This is a genomic window from Rhizobium brockwellii (assembly GCF_000769405.2).
Taxonomy (GTDB): domain Bacteria; phylum Pseudomonadota; class Alphaproteobacteria; order Rhizobiales; family Rhizobiaceae; genus Rhizobium; species Rhizobium brockwellii.
This window is the reverse complement of sequence record NZ_CP053439.1, coordinates 385,039-402,307: the sequence shown is the minus strand read 5'-3', so window position 1 is coordinate 402,307 and position 17,269 is coordinate 385,039. Positions and strand designations below refer to the sequence as shown.

The 17,269-nt window shown below is 60.1% G+C and carries 14 protein-coding genes; 8 read left to right on the top strand and 6 right to left on the bottom strand.

Annotation, left to right across the window (positions count from 1 at the left end; genetic code table 11):
- Positions 1-172 precede the first annotated feature (172 nt).
- Positions 173-2,125 (bottom strand): acetoacetate--CoA ligase, encoded by a 1,953-nt coding sequence (locus RLCC275e_RS01995; protein ID WP_033181630.1) that lies wholly within the window; start codon positions 2,123-2,125, stop codon positions 173-175.
- 274 nt (positions 2,126-2,399) lie between these two features.
- Between RLCC275e_RS01995 and RLCC275e_RS01990 the strand changes: the two genes are divergently transcribed.
- Positions 2,400-4,292 carry an AsmA family protein gene (locus RLCC275e_RS01990; protein WP_033181629.1) on the top strand — a complete coding sequence of 631 codons (1,893 nt, stop codon included), beginning with the start codon at positions 2,400-2,402 and terminating at the stop codon, positions 4,290-4,292.
- A 103-nt stretch (positions 4,293-4,395) separates the two neighbouring features.
- On the opposite strand, the gene RLCC275e_RS01985 is transcribed toward RLCC275e_RS01990, so the two are convergent.
- From RLCC275e_RS01985 to RLCC275e_RS01965, 5 genes are all read right to left on the bottom strand, one after another.
- Positions 4,396-5,214: an ABC transporter permease gene (locus RLCC275e_RS01985; RefSeq protein ID WP_033181628.1), complete on the bottom strand. Its 819-nt coding sequence runs from the start codon at positions 5,212-5,214 to the stop codon at positions 4,396-4,398.
- A 3-nt stretch (positions 5,215-5,217) separates the two neighbouring features.
- The gene (locus RLCC275e_RS01980; RefSeq protein ID WP_033181627.1) at positions 5,218-6,129 is read right to left on the bottom strand and encodes an ABC transporter permease subunit; all 912 of its coding nucleotides are present in this window, start codon (positions 6,127-6,129) and stop codon (positions 5,218-5,220) included.
- A gap of 4 nt (positions 6,130-6,133) precedes the next feature.
- Entirely contained in the window at positions 6,134-7,276 is a 1,143-nt protein-coding gene (locus tag RLCC275e_RS01975) for an ABC transporter ATP-binding protein (RefSeq protein ID WP_033181626.1), read from the bottom strand.
- A 114-nt stretch (positions 7,277-7,390) separates the two neighbouring features.
- On the bottom strand, positions 7,391-8,488 hold the full coding sequence (locus RLCC275e_RS01970) for a polyamine ABC transporter substrate-binding protein (protein ID WP_033181625.1): 1,098 nt from the start codon (positions 8,486-8,488) through the stop codon (positions 7,391-7,393).
- Positions 8,489-8,614: 126 nt separating this feature from the next.
- Positions 8,615-10,024, bottom strand: a complete 1,410-nt coding sequence (locus RLCC275e_RS01965; protein WP_033181624.1) for a helix-turn-helix domain-containing protein — start codon at positions 10,022-10,024, stop codon at positions 8,615-8,617.
- 190 nt (positions 10,025-10,214) lie between these two features.
- Here RLCC275e_RS01965 and aceA point away from each other — a divergent pair, with 190 nt between their 5' ends.
- From aceA to RLCC275e_RS01930, 7 genes are all read left to right on the top strand, one after another.
- Positions 10,215-11,504 carry an isocitrate lyase gene (gene aceA, locus RLCC275e_RS01960; protein ID WP_033181623.1) on the top strand — a complete coding sequence of 430 codons (1,290 nt, stop codon included), beginning with the start codon at positions 10,215-10,217 and terminating at the stop codon, positions 11,502-11,504.
- A 21-nt stretch (positions 11,505-11,525) separates the two neighbouring features.
- Positions 11,526-11,762 (top strand): SMc00767 family acetate metabolism repressor, encoded by a 237-nt coding sequence (locus RLCC275e_RS01955; RefSeq protein WP_003545603.1) that lies wholly within the window; start codon positions 11,526-11,528, stop codon positions 11,760-11,762.
- 292 nt (positions 11,763-12,054) lie between these two features.
- Positions 12,055-13,194, top strand: a complete 1,140-nt coding sequence (locus RLCC275e_RS01950; RefSeq protein WP_017967089.1) for a GNAT family N-acetyltransferase — start codon at positions 12,055-12,057, stop codon at positions 13,192-13,194.
- A gap of 66 nt (positions 13,195-13,260) precedes the next feature.
- Positions 13,261-14,043 (top strand): MurR/RpiR family transcriptional regulator, encoded by a 783-nt coding sequence (locus tag RLCC275e_RS01945; protein ID WP_245494036.1) that lies wholly within the window; start codon positions 13,261-13,263, stop codon positions 14,041-14,043.
- A gap of 139 nt (positions 14,044-14,182) precedes the next feature.
- Positions 14,183-14,884 carry an N-acetylmannosamine-6-phosphate 2-epimerase gene (locus RLCC275e_RS01940; RefSeq protein WP_017967087.1) on the top strand — a complete coding sequence of 234 codons (702 nt, stop codon included), beginning with the start codon at positions 14,183-14,185 and terminating at the stop codon, positions 14,882-14,884.
- Positions 14,881-15,894 (top strand): Gfo/Idh/MocA family protein, encoded by a 1,014-nt coding sequence (locus RLCC275e_RS01935; RefSeq protein WP_033181622.1) that lies wholly within the window; start codon positions 14,881-14,883, stop codon positions 15,892-15,894. The genes RLCC275e_RS01940 and RLCC275e_RS01935 overlap by 4 nt, the downstream gene beginning before the upstream one ends.
- A 60-nt stretch (positions 15,895-15,954) precedes the next feature.
- Positions 15,955-17,244: an ABC transporter substrate-binding protein gene (locus RLCC275e_RS01930; RefSeq protein WP_033181621.1), complete on the top strand. Its 1,290-nt coding sequence runs from the start codon at positions 15,955-15,957 to the stop codon at positions 17,242-17,244.
- Positions 17,245-17,269 lie beyond the last annotated feature (25 nt).

Sequence of the window (17,269 nt, the reverse complement as noted above, 5' to 3'; positions counted from 1 at the left end):
TTCAACAAGAGCTCAGTCGATCAACGTCATGTTTCGGAGGCCGGAAGGCCCCAGGCCGCATCGTTCATGTGCGGCCCCCAAGTTAGCTTCACCTTTGACAAACCTTTCTTAACGAAAGGTTTCCATGACAGGAGATTGATAAAGGGTGAAAGCTTGTAATGTACGATCGCCGTCAATCCTTCAGCTCGCTTAGCCCGGCGAAGAGCCCCAGCGCCTCTGGATTGGCAAGCGCTTCCTGGTTCTTCACCGGCCGGCCGTGAACGACCTCGCGTACCGCAAGCTCGACGATCTTGCCGGACTTGGTGCGGGGAATATCGGCAACCGCGATGATCTTCGCCGGTACGTGCCGGGGCGAGGCGCCGGTGCGGATGCGGGTCTTGATCGCCTTGACGAGATCCTCGGTCAACGTCACAGCGGGGGCTAGGCGGACAAAAAGAATGACGCGCACGTCGTCGTCCCAGTCCTGGCCTATGCACAGCGCCTCGGCCACCTCCTCCATCTGCTCCACCTGATTGTAGATCTCGGCCGTGCCGATGCGCACACCGCCAGGATTGAGCGTCGCATCCGAACGGCCGTGGATGACAAGGCCGCCATGCTCCGTCCATTCGGCGAAATCGCCGTGGCACCAGACATTATCGAACCGGTCGAAATAGGCGGCGCGATATTTGGCGCCATCGGGGTCGTTCCAGAACATCACCGGCATCGAGGGGAAGGCCTTGGTGCAGACGAGTTCGCCCTTCTCCCCGCGCACCGGTTTGCCGTCGTCGTTCCAGACGTCGACGGCAAGGCCGAGGCCGGCCCCCTGGATCTCGCCGCGCCAGACCGGCTGCAGCGGATTACCGAGCACGAAGCAGGAAACGATATCGGTACCACCTGAGATCGAAGCCAGCTGTACATCCTTCTTGATGCCCTCGTAGACGAAGGTGAACCCTTCCGGCGACAGCGGCGAGCCGGTGGAGGTCATCAGCCGCAGGCTGGAGAGATCGTGGCTGACGCGCGGCGTCAGGCCGCCTTTGCGCACCGCATCGATATATTTCGCCGAGGTACCGAAGATGGCAAATTTTTCGGCCTCGGCATAGTCGAACAGCACGTTGCCATCGGGGGCGAAGGGCGAGCCATCGAAGAGGCAGAGCGTCGCGCCGCTGGCGAGACCGCTGACCAGCCAGTTCCACATCATCCAGCCGCAGGTGGTGAAGTAAAACAGCTTCTCGCCCGCCTGCAGGCCGCAATGCAGCCGCTGCTCCTTCAGATGCTGCAGCAGCGTGCCGCCGGCTGAATGCACGATGCATTTCGGCACGCCCGTGGTGCCTGACGAAAAGAGGATGTAGAGCGGATGCGCGAAGCCAAGCTGCGTGAACTCGACCTCCTTTGCCTCGTAGGGCGCGACAAAGGCCTCGAGCGTTAACCCCCCCGGCGTCTGGCGTGCCACGGCCTCGGCATCGCCGGCGTAATGGACGATGACCGTGGGGACACCCAAGCTCTTTGCGACCGTGGCGACCTTGGCGCCGACATCCTGCAGCTTGCCGGAATACCAATAGGCATCGCAGGCGATGAAGAGCCTTGGCTCAATCTGGCCGAAGCGGTCGAGCACACCCTGCTCGCCGAAATCAGGCGAACAGGACGACCAGATGGCGCCGACCGAGGCGGCGGCGAGCATGGCGGCGACGGTCTCCGGCATGTTCGGCATCATAGCGGCGATGCGGTCGCCCTTGCCGATGCCGTGTGCTGCGAAGGCCTGCTGCAGCTTCGAGACCAGCACGTGCAGCCGGTCCCACGACCAGCGGTCCTCGGCCTTGTCCTCACCGCGGAAGATGATCGCATCGCCGTCACCGCGGCCCGACAGCAGATTTTCGGCGAAGTTCAGTGTCGCATCAGGAAAGAAGCGGGCGTCCAGCATGCGGTCGCCATTGGCAAGCACCTCGGCGCCGCGCTCTCCCTTGACGCCGCAGAAATCCCAGACGGTCGACCAGAAATTCTCCCGCTCGGCCACCGACCATGCATGCAGATCCTCAAAGCCGGAAAGAGAAAGCCCGAAATCGGCATTGCAGCGTTCCATGAAGGCATGGATCGGGCTTTTGGCAACGGCGTCCTGCGAGGGTACCCAAAGTGGTCTGTTATCCTGCATTCAATCCTCCTCCCAATGCCGTCCTTATATCATGCTGCATTGCATTATAAAGCGTGGAACCGACGCGATCCGACGCCTATAGTATGATGCCGAAAAGTGTGAGCGATTTTCGGACGACATCATGCTCCAACTATTTAATTGAAAGTGCTACAGCGTCCTTTGCGCGCCTGAAAAGACGCGCGACGCTGTAGGGATTTGCATATGCCTGATATTTCCTATATCCGGCGAAATCAGCGCATAACGGGATGACCGGCTTAATTTGCCGGCGGAGATCATGAACACGTCAAGACATCGCAGGTGGCGCAGGAAGATCGGACCCGTTTCGCGCTGGCTTCCGGCCTTCGCCCGCCTGTCGACGGTATTCCTGCTGATCGCGCTTGCGCTTTTCGTGGCGCTCAGGGTCGCCGCACCCTATCTCATCTCGACCGGCTTCGTGCGCTCCGGCATCGAGGACGCGCTGTCGAAATGGACGGGCTACCATGCCGAGATCAAGGGCAGTCCGGTTCTCGAATTCTGGCCGACACCACGCATCACGCTGAACCAGATCACCATCCGTCAACCGCGCGAAAGCGGCGACAAGCTGCTCGGCAGCATTGAAAGCCTGTCGGCCGATTTCAGCCTCATCGACGCGTTGAGAGGCCGGACAAGTTTCCACGAATTCCACCTGGTGCGCCCCAACCTAGCGCTGACGCGCGACGAAAAAGGGCTGATCGACTGGAATTATGCCGGCCTGCTCGCACGCGCGATCAGCGGCGTACGCTCCGAAAATGGAGCTGAGGTGCTCGATCCCGATCTCGACGCCGAGATCGGCGCGGTGACCGTTGAGGACGGCATGCTTGTGGTCACCGACACCAAGACCGCCAAGACCTATCATTTCGACAGCGTCACCGCCGATATTGCCTGGCCGAGACTATCCGGCGCGATCTCGGCGGTCGTCATCGCCCGTATCAACGGCGAGGACCTGAAAGTCGATTTCGCCTCGCGCCAGCCGCTACTCGCCTTTGCCGGCAGGAATGCCGAGACACGGACGTCGCTCACATCAAACCTGTTGACCGCGCACTTCCAGGGCATCGCCAGCATCGCCAACCTTTCGGCCCTTTCCGGCAATATCACCGCCAGCATTCCCGACGTGCCGGCGCTGCTGATATGGTCGGGCAAATCGATCCCCGGTATCGCAACGCTGAAGAGCGCCTCGCTGGAATCCGACATTATGTCGTCGGGCAACGGGCTGCGTTTCAACAATCTCAGCCTCTCGCTGAACGAAGCGAGCGCCACCGGGGTGATGGACCTTTTCACCCAACCCGGCAAACGACCGAAAATCGGCGGCACGCTCGCCTTCGACCAGATGAACCTCAAGCCCTTCCTCGACGCCTTCGCGCTCAGGCTCGCAGCCGGCGAGGCGGAGGAAATTTCCGCGGGCATCAGCGGACCGTTGCGGGTGCTCGATATCGACGTCAGGCTTTCGGCGCGGCGCGCGCAGATGGGTCTCTTCGAGCTTTCCGATGTCGGCGCCAGTGTGATCGTTGCCGGCGGCGAGGCGAAATTCGATATTGGCGACAGCCAGTTCGAAGGCGGTGAAATGACCGCGCATCTGGAAGCGACGCAGCGCGACTTCGACGGCGGCGGCAAGCTTCAGCTTTCGATCCGCAATGCCGACTTCGCAGCCCTTGCCGAGCGCTTGCAGCTGAAGGGTCCGCTGCCGCTCGCGACAGGATCGCTCGATCTCGACCTGCAGTCGCCGAAGGCGATCTGGACGACCGGCCTTGCCGACGTTACCGGCAAGCTGCACTTCTGGACCGGGGAAGGCACGATTCCCGGCATCGATGCCGCAGCACTTCGGACGCAGGCGGCCGAAAAACCGTTCTTTCCGCTGAGCGCCGCAGCAGGCGGCGCCTTCGCCTTCAACCAGTTGAACCTACAGGCCGATTTCGCCAACGGCTCCGCCGAGATCCATGACGCCCACATCGCCGGACCCACACAGACACTGACGCTTTCCGGCATCATCACCTATCATTCGAACGGGCTGGCGCTTTCCGGATCACTGGATGCAACCGATCCGGCCAAGGCGGCGGAGCTGCCGCTTCTGCCGTTCTTCATCGGCGGTTCATGGCCGAACCCGGTGATCTCGCCGGTTCCACTTTTCGGCAATACGCCCCACGCACAATAGAACATTTCGGTTCTTCTTCGAATCGCAGACGTGCTCTATCTCTTTGTTTTCGCGCAATTCCGGACGCAAAACCGCTGCGCACTTTTGCTGCAATTGCTTTAGCTCACGCGCCGGCGGCGGCCGCGCGCTCGTCTCTCTGGCGCTGCGTTTCGCGGCGCTTGGTGATGATCGAGGTGCAGATGACGCCGAGGGCGACGATGCCGATCAGGATCGTGCACACCGCATTGATCTCGGGCGTTACGCCGAGGCGGACCTGGCTGTAGATCCTCATCGGCAGCGTGGTGGCGCCAGGCCCCGACGTGAAGCTTGCAATCACCAGATCGTCGAGCGACAGGGTGAAGGCCAGGATCCAGCCGGAGGCGACGGCGGGCGCGATGATCGGCAGGGTGATCTCGAAGAAAGTCCGCACCGGCGGCGCGCCGAGATCCTGAGCCGCTTCCTCGATCGAATGATCGAAACTCAGCAGGCGCGACTGCACGACGACGGCGACGAAGCACATGGTCAACGTCGTATGCGCGAGCGTGATCGTCCAGAAGCCGCGGTCGAGACCGATCGCCACAAAGAGCAGCAGCAATGACAGGCCGGTGATGACCTCCGGCATGACGAGGGGCGCATAGACCATGCCCGAAAACAGCATGCGTCCGCGAAAGCGCGTGTAGCGCACCAATGTCAGCGCCGCCATCGTGCCGAGGATGGTTGCAAACGTTGCCGACAGCAGTCCGACGCGCAGCGTCACCCACGCAGCGTCGAGCAAGGCCTGATTGCTCATCAAAGAGACATACCATTTCGTCGAGAAGCCGCCCCAGACGGTCACGAGTTTGGATTCATTGAAGGAGAAAATAACGAGAAGCACGATCGGCAGATAGAGGAAAGCGAAGCCGAGCGTGACGGAGAGGATGTTGAAACGGGTCCATTTCAGCATGGTTTATTTCCCCCGCTCTTCGGCTTTGGCCTGGACATTCTGGAAGAAGACGATCGGGATGACCAGGATCAGCAAAAGGATGGTCGCCACCGCCGAGGAGACCGGCCAGTCGCGATTGGAATTGAACTCGTTCCACAGCGTCTTGCCGATCATCAGCGTCTGCGACCCGCCGAGCAGATCGGGAATGACGAATTCGCCGACGGCCGGAATGAAGACCAGCATGCAGCCGGCTACAACGCCGGGGATCGACAGCGGGAAGGTGACGCGCCAGAAGGCGGTGATCGGCGGGCAGCCGAGATCCTGCGCAGCCTCGATCAACGTGCCGTCCATCTTCTCGAGCGCCGAATAAAGCGGCAGCACCATGAAGGGCAGATAGGAATAGACGATGCCGATATAGACGGCGGTATTGGTGTTGAGGATGATCAGCGGTGTATCGATCAGGTGCAGCGACAGCAGCAGCTGGTTGAACAGGCCCTCCGGCTTGAGGATGGCGATCCAGGCGTAGACGCGGATCAGGAAGCTCGTCCAGAAGGGCAGGATCACGAGCATCACCAGCGTCGGCCGCAGGCCACGTGGCGCCTGCGCCATGCCGTAGGCGATCGGATAGGCGATCAGCAGCGTCAGGAAGGTGGAGATCCCGGCGATCACCACGCTCGACACATAGGCGTTGAAATAGAGCGGGTCGTCGGTGAGGTAGGTGTAATTGTCGAAGGAGAATTCGCCGATCTTGCTTAAGAGGCCGGCCCAGCCATCGGCGAAGGAGAAGACAGGCTCATAGGGCGGCATGGCGATCGCCGTCGTCGACAGCGAAATGCGGAAGACGATGAAGAAGGGCGCCAGGAAGAAGAGCAGAAGCCAGCCGTAAGGGATGACGATGACGAGGCGGTTGTAGAGGCCGGAGGTGAACTTGCCCATGATGTCAATCCTTCAGCAGGACGCCGGCATTCTCGTCGAAGGAGACCCAGACTTCCTGATCGTAGGTGAAGGGGTCGTCGACGGAGCGCTGCGCATTGAGGGACGAGGCCTTGACGACGTTGCCGCTTTGCAATTTCACATGGAACACAGTCATGTCGCCGAGATAGGCGATATCCCAGAGTTCGCCTTTGGCGGCGTTGACGGACGCGTTGGCAGGCGCCGTACGCCCGACACGCATCTTCTCCGGCCGGATGGCGAAGCCGACGGCGCTGCCTGCAGCAGGGGTTTCGGAGGCGGCGACACGCACGCTGAAGCCGCTGTCGACTGATATCTCGACGGTGCCGTTGCCCGATGAGGCGACCTTGCCGTCGAAAATGTTCACGTCGCCGATGAAATCCGCGACGAAACGGCAATTCGGCGCCTCGTAGATCTCCGCCGGCGTCGCCACCTGCACGACCTTGCCGTGGCTCATGACGGCGATACGATCGGCCATGGTCATCGCCTCTTCCTGGTCGTGGGTGACGACGACGAAGGTGAGGCCGAGATTCTGCTGCAGGTCCATCAGCTCGAACTGGGTTTCCTCACGCAGCTTCTTGTCGAGCGCGCCGAGCGGTTCGTCGAGCAGCAGCACCTTGGGGCGCTTGGCGAGCGAGCGGGCCAGCGCCACGCGCTGGCGCTGGCCGCCGGAAAGCTGGTTCGGCTTGCGGGAGGCAAATTGCTCCAGCTTGACGAGCTTCAACATCTGCAAAACGCGGTCGGTCATTTCGTCCTTCGCCATGCCGTCCTGTCTCAGGCCGAAGGCGATGTTCTTCTCGACCGTCATGTGCGGGAAAAGCGCATAGGACTGGAACATCATGTTGACGGGACGCCGATAGGGCGGCGTGCCGGCCATGTCGGTGCCGTCGAGCACGATCTCGCCCGAGGTCGGCTGCTCGAAGCCGGCGAGCATACGCAGAAGCGTCGACTTGCCGCAGCCGGAAGCGCCGAGCAGCGCGAAGAACTCGCGGTGATAGATGTCGAGCGACAGGTTATCGACGGCGGTGAAATCACCGAAACGCTTGGTGACGTTCTTGATTGAAATGAAGGGCTTGGCGGACGGATCGGTCCAAGGTGCGAAAGAGCGGCGAATATTGCCTAGAGACTTCATATTGTTCCCCGAAAATACATTATGTTCTTTTGTTCTCGGCTTTTGTTCCCGGCTTCACCCAACCGCGATCGTCAAAAAAAAGACCCGGACGTTTCCGCCCGGGCCACGATCAGATCATTGGCCGGTGACCACGGTGGTCCATAGCCGCGTCACGATCCGCTGGGTCTTTGGATCGAGCGGCGGAACGGTGAAGAGTTTCGCCATTATCTCGGGCGTCGGGTAGATCGCCGTATCGTCGAGGACCTCCTTGTCGAGGAACTGCTGCGAGGCCTTGTTGCCGTTGGCGTAGAAGACGAAGTTCGACGCCTTGGCGATCACTTCCGGCTTCATCATGTAGTTGATGAATTCATGGGCTTCGGCGACATGCGGCGCATCCTTCGGAATGCCGAAGACGTCGAAGAAGATCTGGGCGCCCTGAGACGGGACCGAATAATCGACCTTGACGCCGGCATTGGCTTCCGCGGCGCGGTCACGGGCCTGGAAGACGTCGCCGGAAAAACCGAGCGCGATGCAGATATCGCCGTTCGCCAGCGCGCTGATATATTCGGAAGAATGGAACTTGCGGACGAAGGGGCGGACGGCCGTGAGAACCTCCTGCGCCTTCTTGAGATCGGCCGGATCGGTGCTGTTCGGATTGAGCCCGAGATAGGCGAGCGCCGAGGGCACGACGTCGGTTGGGGAATCCAGCATATAGATGCCGCAATCCTTGAGTTTCGCCGCTTTCGCCGGATCGAACAACGCGTCCCAATTGGGCTTTTCGTCGGTGCCGAGGGCAGCCTTGACCTTGTCGACATTATAGCCGATGCCCGTCGTGCCCCACATGTAGTCGACGCTGTATTCATTGCCGGGGTCGAAGGACGCCACGCCCTTCATGATGACATCCCACATGTTGACCAGGTTCGGCAGCTTCGACTTGTCGAGCTTCTGGTAGACGCCGGCGGCGATCTGGCGCTGCATGAAGGATACTGTGGGGACGACGACGTCATACCCCGAACCACCGGCCAAGAGCTTGGTTTCCAGCGTCTCGTTGGAATCGAAAGTGTCGTAGACGACCTTGATGCCGGTTTCCTTGGTGAAATCCTCAAGAATGGAACTGTCGATATAATCCGACCAGTTGTAGACGTTGACCACGCGCTCCTGGGCAAAGGCCGGAGCGGCAGCAAGGAGTGCGGTAACGGCGGCGGCCGTCACGCATAGGATGGTTGACCTCATAACTTCTCCTGTTTGTTCAAAGATTCCGCACCCCCGGACATCTTTTCCCTCTGGTTTTCCACGCAGACTAAGAAGGAATTTCACAGCCCACAAGCGCAAAATCCTGCGTCCTCAATGATTTCACAATCATTGAAAATCGAAGGCGCTGAGGCCTGCCACCATCTCGTCGAGCCCGAGCGGTCTCGTCACCGGCGGCTCGGCGCGGGAAAGGCAGCCGCGCCGCTCGCAAAGGCGACAGGCCGGACCGACCGCGACCGGATCGAGCGCCATCGCTTGCCCATAGACCACGCCCTCGCCAAGGGCGGCGTCGCAGCCGATCAGGATCGCGGTGCGCCTGATCCTTTCGCCAAATTCGACGCTCGGTCCTTCCAGGGTGCGGGCGACCGTCAGGAAGGATGCGCCATCAGGCATGACCACCGTTTCGGCGAGGATCTGGCCCGGCTGCAGGAAAGCGGCGTGGATATTGAGCTTCGGGCAGCCGCCGCCGAAACGGGCCTGCGGAAAGCCCTGGGCGCCTGCCCGGCGCAGCCGATGGCCAGCGGCATCGATCTCGATCAGGAAGAAGGGAATGGCGGCCGTCCCGGGCCGCTGCAGCATGGCAAGGCGCGCGGCGGCATGGCCGAAGGAGACGCCGAAGCGCGCACGCAGAATATCGATATCGTAGCGCGTTGCCTTGGCCGCTGACAGAAAAGCTTCATAGGGCATTGCAAGCGCCAGAGCGGCGATGCGGGCAAGCTCGAAGCGGGCAATGCGGCGCGCCTCGGCGGAGGAGAGCGAGAGATCGTCGAGCTCGGCATCGATTGCCGGCAGCAGGGCCAGAGTCGCGGCCTCGACTGATATTTCGTGCGCCCGGTCGGCCTGCGACAGGCGCTCCGAGATGAAAAGCCGCATCGAATGGCGATCGAAACGGCGGCGCAGATCCGGCATGACATGGACGGGCAAGACACGCACCGCGATGCCGCGCTCGGAGCGCAGCCAATCCTTCAGTCCGGCGGCAAGATCGAGGCCGCCGGGGAGCGTTACGGCAAAGGCTTCCGCCGCCGTCTCGATCCGCGCGAAATAGCCGGACCGGCGCTCCAGCGTCTCGCGCACCTCGTCCAGCGGCAAGCGGCCGGCGGCGATTGGCGCATGCCCTTCGGCGACCATCAGCGCCGTCAGATCGGACAGCCTTGCCGCCTGCTCGCGATAGGCGCGGTAGAGCTTGATCATGCCGCTTGCGGCATTGGGTGCGGCCTCGGCCACTTCCACCAATTCCTGATCACCTGGTAGCTCGCCCAATAGTAGCGGATCGGCAAAGACCTCCTTGAGCTGGCCGAGACTGCCGCCGGTCTGCCCCCGCAATTCCTCCAGATCGACCCTATAGACGCTTGCAAGCTTGAGAAGCAGCTGCACCGTCAACGGCCGCTGGTTGCGCTCGATCAGGTTCAGATAGGACGGCGATATTTCCAGCGCCTCGGCCATGGCGGTCTGCGTCAGCGCCAGCGCATTGCGGATGCGCCTGACTTTCGGGCCTGCGAATATCTTTCGTTCCGCCATCTCACACCCTTTGACAAGCAAGGAGCGCTGTATTTACAAAATTTTACAAATTCACAGCGCCACTCTGTCAATCCTCGTCATCTTAACCTCTTTCCGAGCAGGAAATCAAAGGTTTTTCTGGTCACAACGGCTGATATTGTCAATCTTGTCATGCAGCACCTTTGTCGGGCTTTTTAGTGAGGAGAGCAGCATGACGGATTTTTACAAACTGGTTCCAAACGCACCAGCTGATCGTTTCGACGGCATCGAAAGACCTTACTCGGCCGATGACGTGCGGCGGCTCAGGGGCTCGGTGGCGCTACGCCATACGTTGGCTGAAATGGGGGCGGACCGGTTGTGGCAGCTTCTGCACCAGGAGGATTTCGTCAACGCGCTCGGCGCACTTTCCGGCAACCAGGCCATGCAGATGGTGCGCGCCGGGCTGAAGGCGATCTATCTCTCCGGCTGGCAGGTGGCGGCCGACGCCAATACGGCGTCCGCCATGTATCCCGACCAGTCGCTCTATCCGGCCAATGCCGGTCCGGAACTTGCCAAACGCATCAACCGCACGCTGCAGCGTGCCGATCAGATCGAGACCGCGGAAGCTCAGGGACTTTCCGTCGAGACCTGGTTTGCGCCGATCGTTGCCGATGCGGAAGCAGGCTTCGGCGGACCGCTCAACGCCTTCGAAATCATGAAGGCCTATATCGAGGCGGGTGCTGCGGGCGTTCACTTCGAGGACCAGCTCGCCTCGGAGAAGAAATGCGGCCATCTCGGCGGCAAGGTGCTGATCCCGACGGCCGCCCATATCCGCAATCTCGATGCCGCACGACTTGCCGCCGACGTCATGGGCGTTGCGACGCTGGTCATCGCCCGCACCGACGCGGAAGCGGCAAAGCTTTTGACGTCTGATATCGACGAGCGCGACCAGCCCTTCGTCGACTATGATGCCGGCCGCACGGTCGAAGGTTTCTATCAGGTGCGAAACGGTATCGAGCCCTGCATCGCGCGTGCCGTCGCCTATGCGCCGCATTGCGATCTCATCTGGTGCGAGACCTCGAAGCCGGACCTCGATCAGGCGCGGCGCTTTGCCGAAGGCGTGCACAAGGTCCATCCCGGCAAGCTGCTCGCCTATAATTGTTCACCTTCCTTCAACTGGAAGAAGAACCTCGACGAGGCGACGATTGCGCGGTTCCAACGCGAACTCGGCGCAATGGGCTACAAGTTCCAGTTCATCACGCTCGCCGGCTTCCACCAGCTGAATTACGGCATGTACGAACTGGCTCGCGGCTATCGGCAGCGGCAGATGTCGGCCTATTCCGAGCTGCAGCAGGCGGAATTCGCCGCCGAGGTCAATGGCTATACCGCCACCAAACATCAGCGCGAGGTCGGCACCGGCTATTTCGACGCCGTCTCGCTCGCCATCACCGGCGGCCGGTCGTCGACCACGGCGATGCACGGCTCGACCGAACATGCGCAGTTCAAGCCGGCTGCGGAATAACTCGAAGAGGAGGAAAAGATCATGGCATCCATCACACGCGTCAGGGAACGGGCCGAGGAGCAGGCAAGCAGCATGAGCGAGGATCAGCAGACGACGATCCGCATGCTCGCCAACGACCTGCACCGGCTGAACCAATCGGTCATGAAAGCCGTCGAGGCCGGCGTCTCGGTCGAACTGGTGCGCTCGGCCCGTCATCATGGCGGCGACGGCCACTGGGGCGACCTGCTGATCCCCGTCGTCGTCACCAACCGGCATTGACGAAGACCGGCCAGTTTCGGGGCCGATGACGTCGGCCCCATTTCTCAATCAGAGCGCCCGCGTGTCAGAGAGACGCGTGGGCGCTCATCCTTTTCGAAAACTCATCCCGATCTGGGGCTTGCGCGCCGGTCGCACGATGCGTGGTCACAGTGCCGGATCGGTTAACCTTTGCCGGATCGAAAATTACGGACCGTTCAGATCAGCTGCGGTGGCCCTCGACAGCTCGGCATCGCTCATATAAAAATATTTTTCAGAGTTTGAATTTTTCTGGCAATTATCACCAAGGCGAACCATGACATCACGTATTGCAGCAACACAAGATGCGGATTTCATCGAAAAGGCCTACGCAACGTCCTTCGGGTTTACGGTGCAACAGACTGAAGCCTATGTGGGCAAGGTGGGCCTCGAAAATTTCTATATCGCCGACCATGAGGATAGGCCGGCGGCGGTATTCGCTCTCATCGCCACAGGGCACTGGTTCGGTGGCAGAGCCGTGCCAGCATGCAACATTGCACATGTGGCCATTCTACCCGAATATCGCGGCCTAGGCCTCGCAGATGCCATCCTGGAGGACGCCGGTGCGATCGCTGCCAGCAGGGGCGCCCTCCTGACAACCTTGTTTGCATCAACCCGCCCCGTCTATCGAAGAGGCGGATATGAATTGGCCGGATCGGAAATTGTCTACGAAGCGGAAACGTCAGAGCTATATAAAATCAAGGAAAAGTACCATTGCCGTCAGTTGACGCTGCCTGCCGCGCTGCCGACCCTAGCCTCTATCCATGAGCGACAATGCGTGGTGGAGGCAGGCAATCTGCAGCGTAGTGCGGCACAATGGTCCATTCTTTTGACATGGCCGGAGCCCCCTACATCCATTTACGTCTTCGACGAGGACGCTGCGTATGTGATCATCGATACGAGCAATCCCGAATGTATGATCATCCGGGATTGGGCGGCGCTGTCGGGACGGGCGGCTCGGTGCATATTGCGGTTTTTGGGGACATTCTCGACCGTATACCCGCGGGTGCGGTGGCACGGTTCGGCGCAGGACAAGTTGGTTTTCGCGATGCCGGACAAGGGATGGCGTCTCGTCCATCAGGAGGAGTTTCTAATGCGGGTCCTTTCCGCAAGGGACGCGCTTCTGGCACGCGGCTACAACTCAGTGACCGAGCAGGTCACGTTGGAGATAATGAAGGGCGATCAGGTCGAGACGCTATCGCTCTCCATCGCAAACGGCACACCGTATTGCCGAACGCATGAAGCCGGCTCACCCATCGTGAAAATCGCAAGTGAACATCTTGCAACACTCTATAGCGGCTTTCGCTCCGCGAGTTTTCTTGCAAGAGCGGGGTGGATAAACGGTGATCGTGATGGCGTAATGGCATGCGACCGCATATTTTCCGGCCCGCCCCCCTGGGTCGGAGAACATTTTTAAGGACATCACGTGAATCCGACACCGCATATGGCTCTCGTTGCGAGTATTCGCTCCCGCGCTCCGAACATGACGCGCGCGCTCCAGCGTGTCGCAGATTACACGTTGGAAGACCCGCAGGCGGTACTTTACAAAAGTATCACTGAGCTTGCAGAAGACGCGCAATCCTCGGAAGCCAGCGTGATGCGGTTCTGCCGTGAACTGGGATTCACTGGATTCCAGAATTTCAAGCTGGCTTTGGCGCAGGAGTTGGCGACACAGAGCCAAACCAGCGTCCCGATATCAACGGGAGATCCGGTTCAGAACCTTGTGGAGACCGCAAGAACGGCCCTCGATGAAACCGAGCGGCTGCTCGACCGTAGGATAATACAAGCCGTTGCCCAGGAATTGCTGCAGGCAAAACATATCGAGATTTTTGGCGTCGCCGCTTCGGCGATCACAGCGCAATATCTGGAATACAAGCTCGCACGCCTGGGTGTGCATTCCCACATCGCCCGCGACGCGCATCTGGCAACGATGGCTGCTGCCACCTCAAATCCCGCTGATGTCTATTTCCTGATTTCAAGTTCGGGCTCGACCCTCGATACGGTCAAGATTGCCGAGCTTGCGCATGCGAGGGGCGCACGCGTGATCGGGATCACCAATCGATCGAAAAGCCCGCTGGCAGCCACATGCACGCATGTGCTGTTGGCATCCTGGCCGGAGACCCCGCTTACGGGGGGCGCCTTTCCCTCAAAGATCAGCCAGTTACTGATTGTCGATGCTCTGGCGTCCTATATGACGATGGCTGAGCCGGACCGCCTTATTACCATTCTCGACACCGCCCAAAGCGTTACCGACCGTAACGTTTAAGACCCCTGCGAACGCCCTTTTCGCCGAGTTGTTTTTTTGCTCTTACGGTTTGGCGGAAATTTTCATCATAAGTAATTTCTTGACGGTTTATTTCACTATGATACCGTGACCTCGAATTTGAGACGAAGGGTATTGGAACTTGAGCATCCTTGAAGCCTTGCGCGGAACACTTGCCGTTTCCTGTCAAGCGGCTGACGGCAGCCCCTTGCAGCCGACAGATCACATTGTGGCACTTGCCAAGGCGGCGGTATTGGGCGGCGCGAAGGCGGTTCGTATCGAGGGCGTCGCAAATGTGTCCGCCGTGCGAAATGCCGTCAGCGTCCCCGTCATCGGCATTACCAAGATCGAGCATCCGGATTCAGAGATTTACATCACACCGACGCTGGAAGACGTTCGCCAGCTTTGCGAGGCGGGCGCAGACATTGTGGCGTTTGACGCCACAGCGAGACCAAGACCCTGCAGCGTCGCTGCCCTTGTCGAGGCGGTGCATCAGGCGGGCCGAATCGCCATGGCCGATATCAGCACCTTGGACGAAGGGCGGGCGGCGGTTGCCGCAGGTGCCGACTTCGCGGGCACGACCCTGTCTGGATACACGCCCTATTCGCCACAGACCGAGGCGCCGGATTTTAAGCTGATGGAAGATCTTTTCCGCGCGGGCATCCCGTTTGTGGCCGAGGGCCGCATCTGGGAACCCACCGATGCACGCAGAGCCATCGAATATGGCGCAGCGTTTGTCGTGGTCGGTTCTGCCATCACCCGTCCGGATGTGATCACGCGGCGGTTTGCGGATGCTGTGGCCGGTGCGCGCACAACGCCTGAATTCAATGGAGAAAGCAGATGACAAGGAAATTTCGCGTTGCCGTGATCGGAGCCGGCTTCATGGGTTCGATGCATGCTTCGATTTTCGCAAACGAACCCCGCGCTGAACTCGTCGCCGTCGTCGATAGCGACATCGGACGCGCCGCTGCGCTGGCAGGTCAGTTGCGCGGCAACGTCAAAGCCTACAGCTCCCATCTGGAACTGCTGGCTGCCGAAGAGCTTGATCTGGTCAGTATCTGCACGCCCGATCACCTTCATCTCGATCCGGCGCTCGCCATTGCGGCTAAAGGTATAAATCTCTTCGTTGAAAAACCAATTGCCTCGACCATGGATGATGCAGCCAAGATCGTCGCTGCATGCAAGGCGGCGGGCGTTAAGCTCGGGGTCGGCTATCTGCTTCGGTTCGACCCACGCTACTACAAGGCGCGCGAACTGATTACGTCGGGTAAGATCGGCACGCCTATTCACATCTATGCCCGCCGCAACAGCGCCCGAACCGAAGGCCCCAAGCGTTACGGCGGCACCTTGCCGCTCGCACTGCATGTCACAGTGCATGATGTCGACATGGTGCTTTGGATGCTCGAGGGTCAGACCCCAGTTTCCGTCTACGCCCAGCAGACTGACATTCTCCTCGGATCGCTTGGCACGCAGGATACGATCGCGGCGGTCGTACGCTTCTCGGGCGGGACCGTCGTGACGTTTGAAAGCGCCTGGTCATTGCCTGCCGGCGCTCGCCACATGATCGACGCACGCCTGGAACTCATCGGCACCGAAGGTTCATTCGAAGTGCAGTGCGGCGATAGCGGCCTTTATTTCGCAGACAATCAGACATCGCGCGAGATCGACACCCAGCATTGGCCGATCGTCGAAAATCGGGTTGGCGGCGACCTCAAGCTCCAGCTTGCCAGCGTTCTCGAATGGCTCGACGGCGGCCCCTCTCAGGTGGCCAGCGGTGAAGAAGCCATTCGCTCGTTGGAATTGACCCGAGCCCTCATCCGATCGGCGGAAAGCGGCGAGGTGGAGAGACTCTAGCGCATCATCGATCAAGCAATTCAACGCAACGCATGGACAGTTCAAAAAAAGGGGAATGACATGAAACGACGCCAACTACTTGCACTCACGCTTGCACTTGCGACCTCTTCGGCCTTGCCGGCAATGGCTGACGCCGATCAGCCCTATGCGGGAACGCATATTGCGGTTCTGATGGAAGGCCACCCGACCACCGACGGCATCCAGAAGCTGTTACCAGAGTTCACCAAGGAAACCGGCATCGAGGTGGAACTCGAGGTCATCCCGGAATCCGACATCACCGCCAAGATGCTCCTGGAGTTCTCCTCCGGCTCTGGCCGCTACGACGTCGTCCAGAACAACATCATCTATATTCCGGGCTTCGTTAAGGCCGGATATATCGATCCACTCGACGATCTGACGAAAAAGCTGCCCAAATATCTCGACCGCGCCGATTTCGTGCCCGGCTACCTCAACACGAATATTGTCGACGGCAAACTCTACGGCCTGCCGGTTTACGGCGAGAGCACGTTCCTGATGTATCGCAAGGATCTGTTCGAGCAATACGGTCTCACCCCGCCGAAGACTTTTGACGAGGTTACCAGCGCCGCTAAGACCATCAAGGAAAAGTCCAACGGCGAGATCGCAGGCATTACCATGCGTGGCGCCCAAGGTATCCAGAACGTCTATGTCTGGGCGGGCTGGCTGTGGGGTTACGGCGGCGAATTCCTCACCAAGGATGGAAAATCGGCCCTTGGAACGCCAGAGGCCGCCGCCTCGCTCGATGCTTTTGCAAAAGTCCTACGCGACTACGGTCCCGTCGGTGCTGCCAATTTCGGTTGGGAAGAAAACCACGTTCTCTTCCAGCAGGGCAAGGCCGGCATGACAATGGATGCAACGGTCAACGGAGCATTCAACGAGGACCCGGCTGTGTCGTCAGTGGTCGGCAAGGTTGGCTACGTGCCGGTTCCCAAACAGACCGACGCATTGAAGGGTGGCTCATCGTCCCTCGCTGTGCACAGCCTTTATATCACGTCGGCCTCCGCCCAGAAAGAAGCGGCATGGCTATTTGTGTCATGGGCAACGGCGAAGGAGCAGCAAATCAAGTCGTTTAGCATCGCGCCCAACTCTGGTGTGACGTCTGAAGCTGCGTTGAATTCGGATGAATTCAACAAGCGCTACGGAGCCTTCAAGGAAGCGATGCTGGCTTCGATCAACCAGGGCAATCCGCAATATTTGCCGACTGTCACTGCTGCGAACGAAATCATCAACAATGCTGGTATCGCCGTATCCAAGGCGCTCGCCGGCACCGCTTCGGCAAAGGACGCACTGGCGGAAGCCAACACGGCCAACGACGCAGCAGTCGCCCGCTAATAAACGGGCGCCACGTCCGGATTTC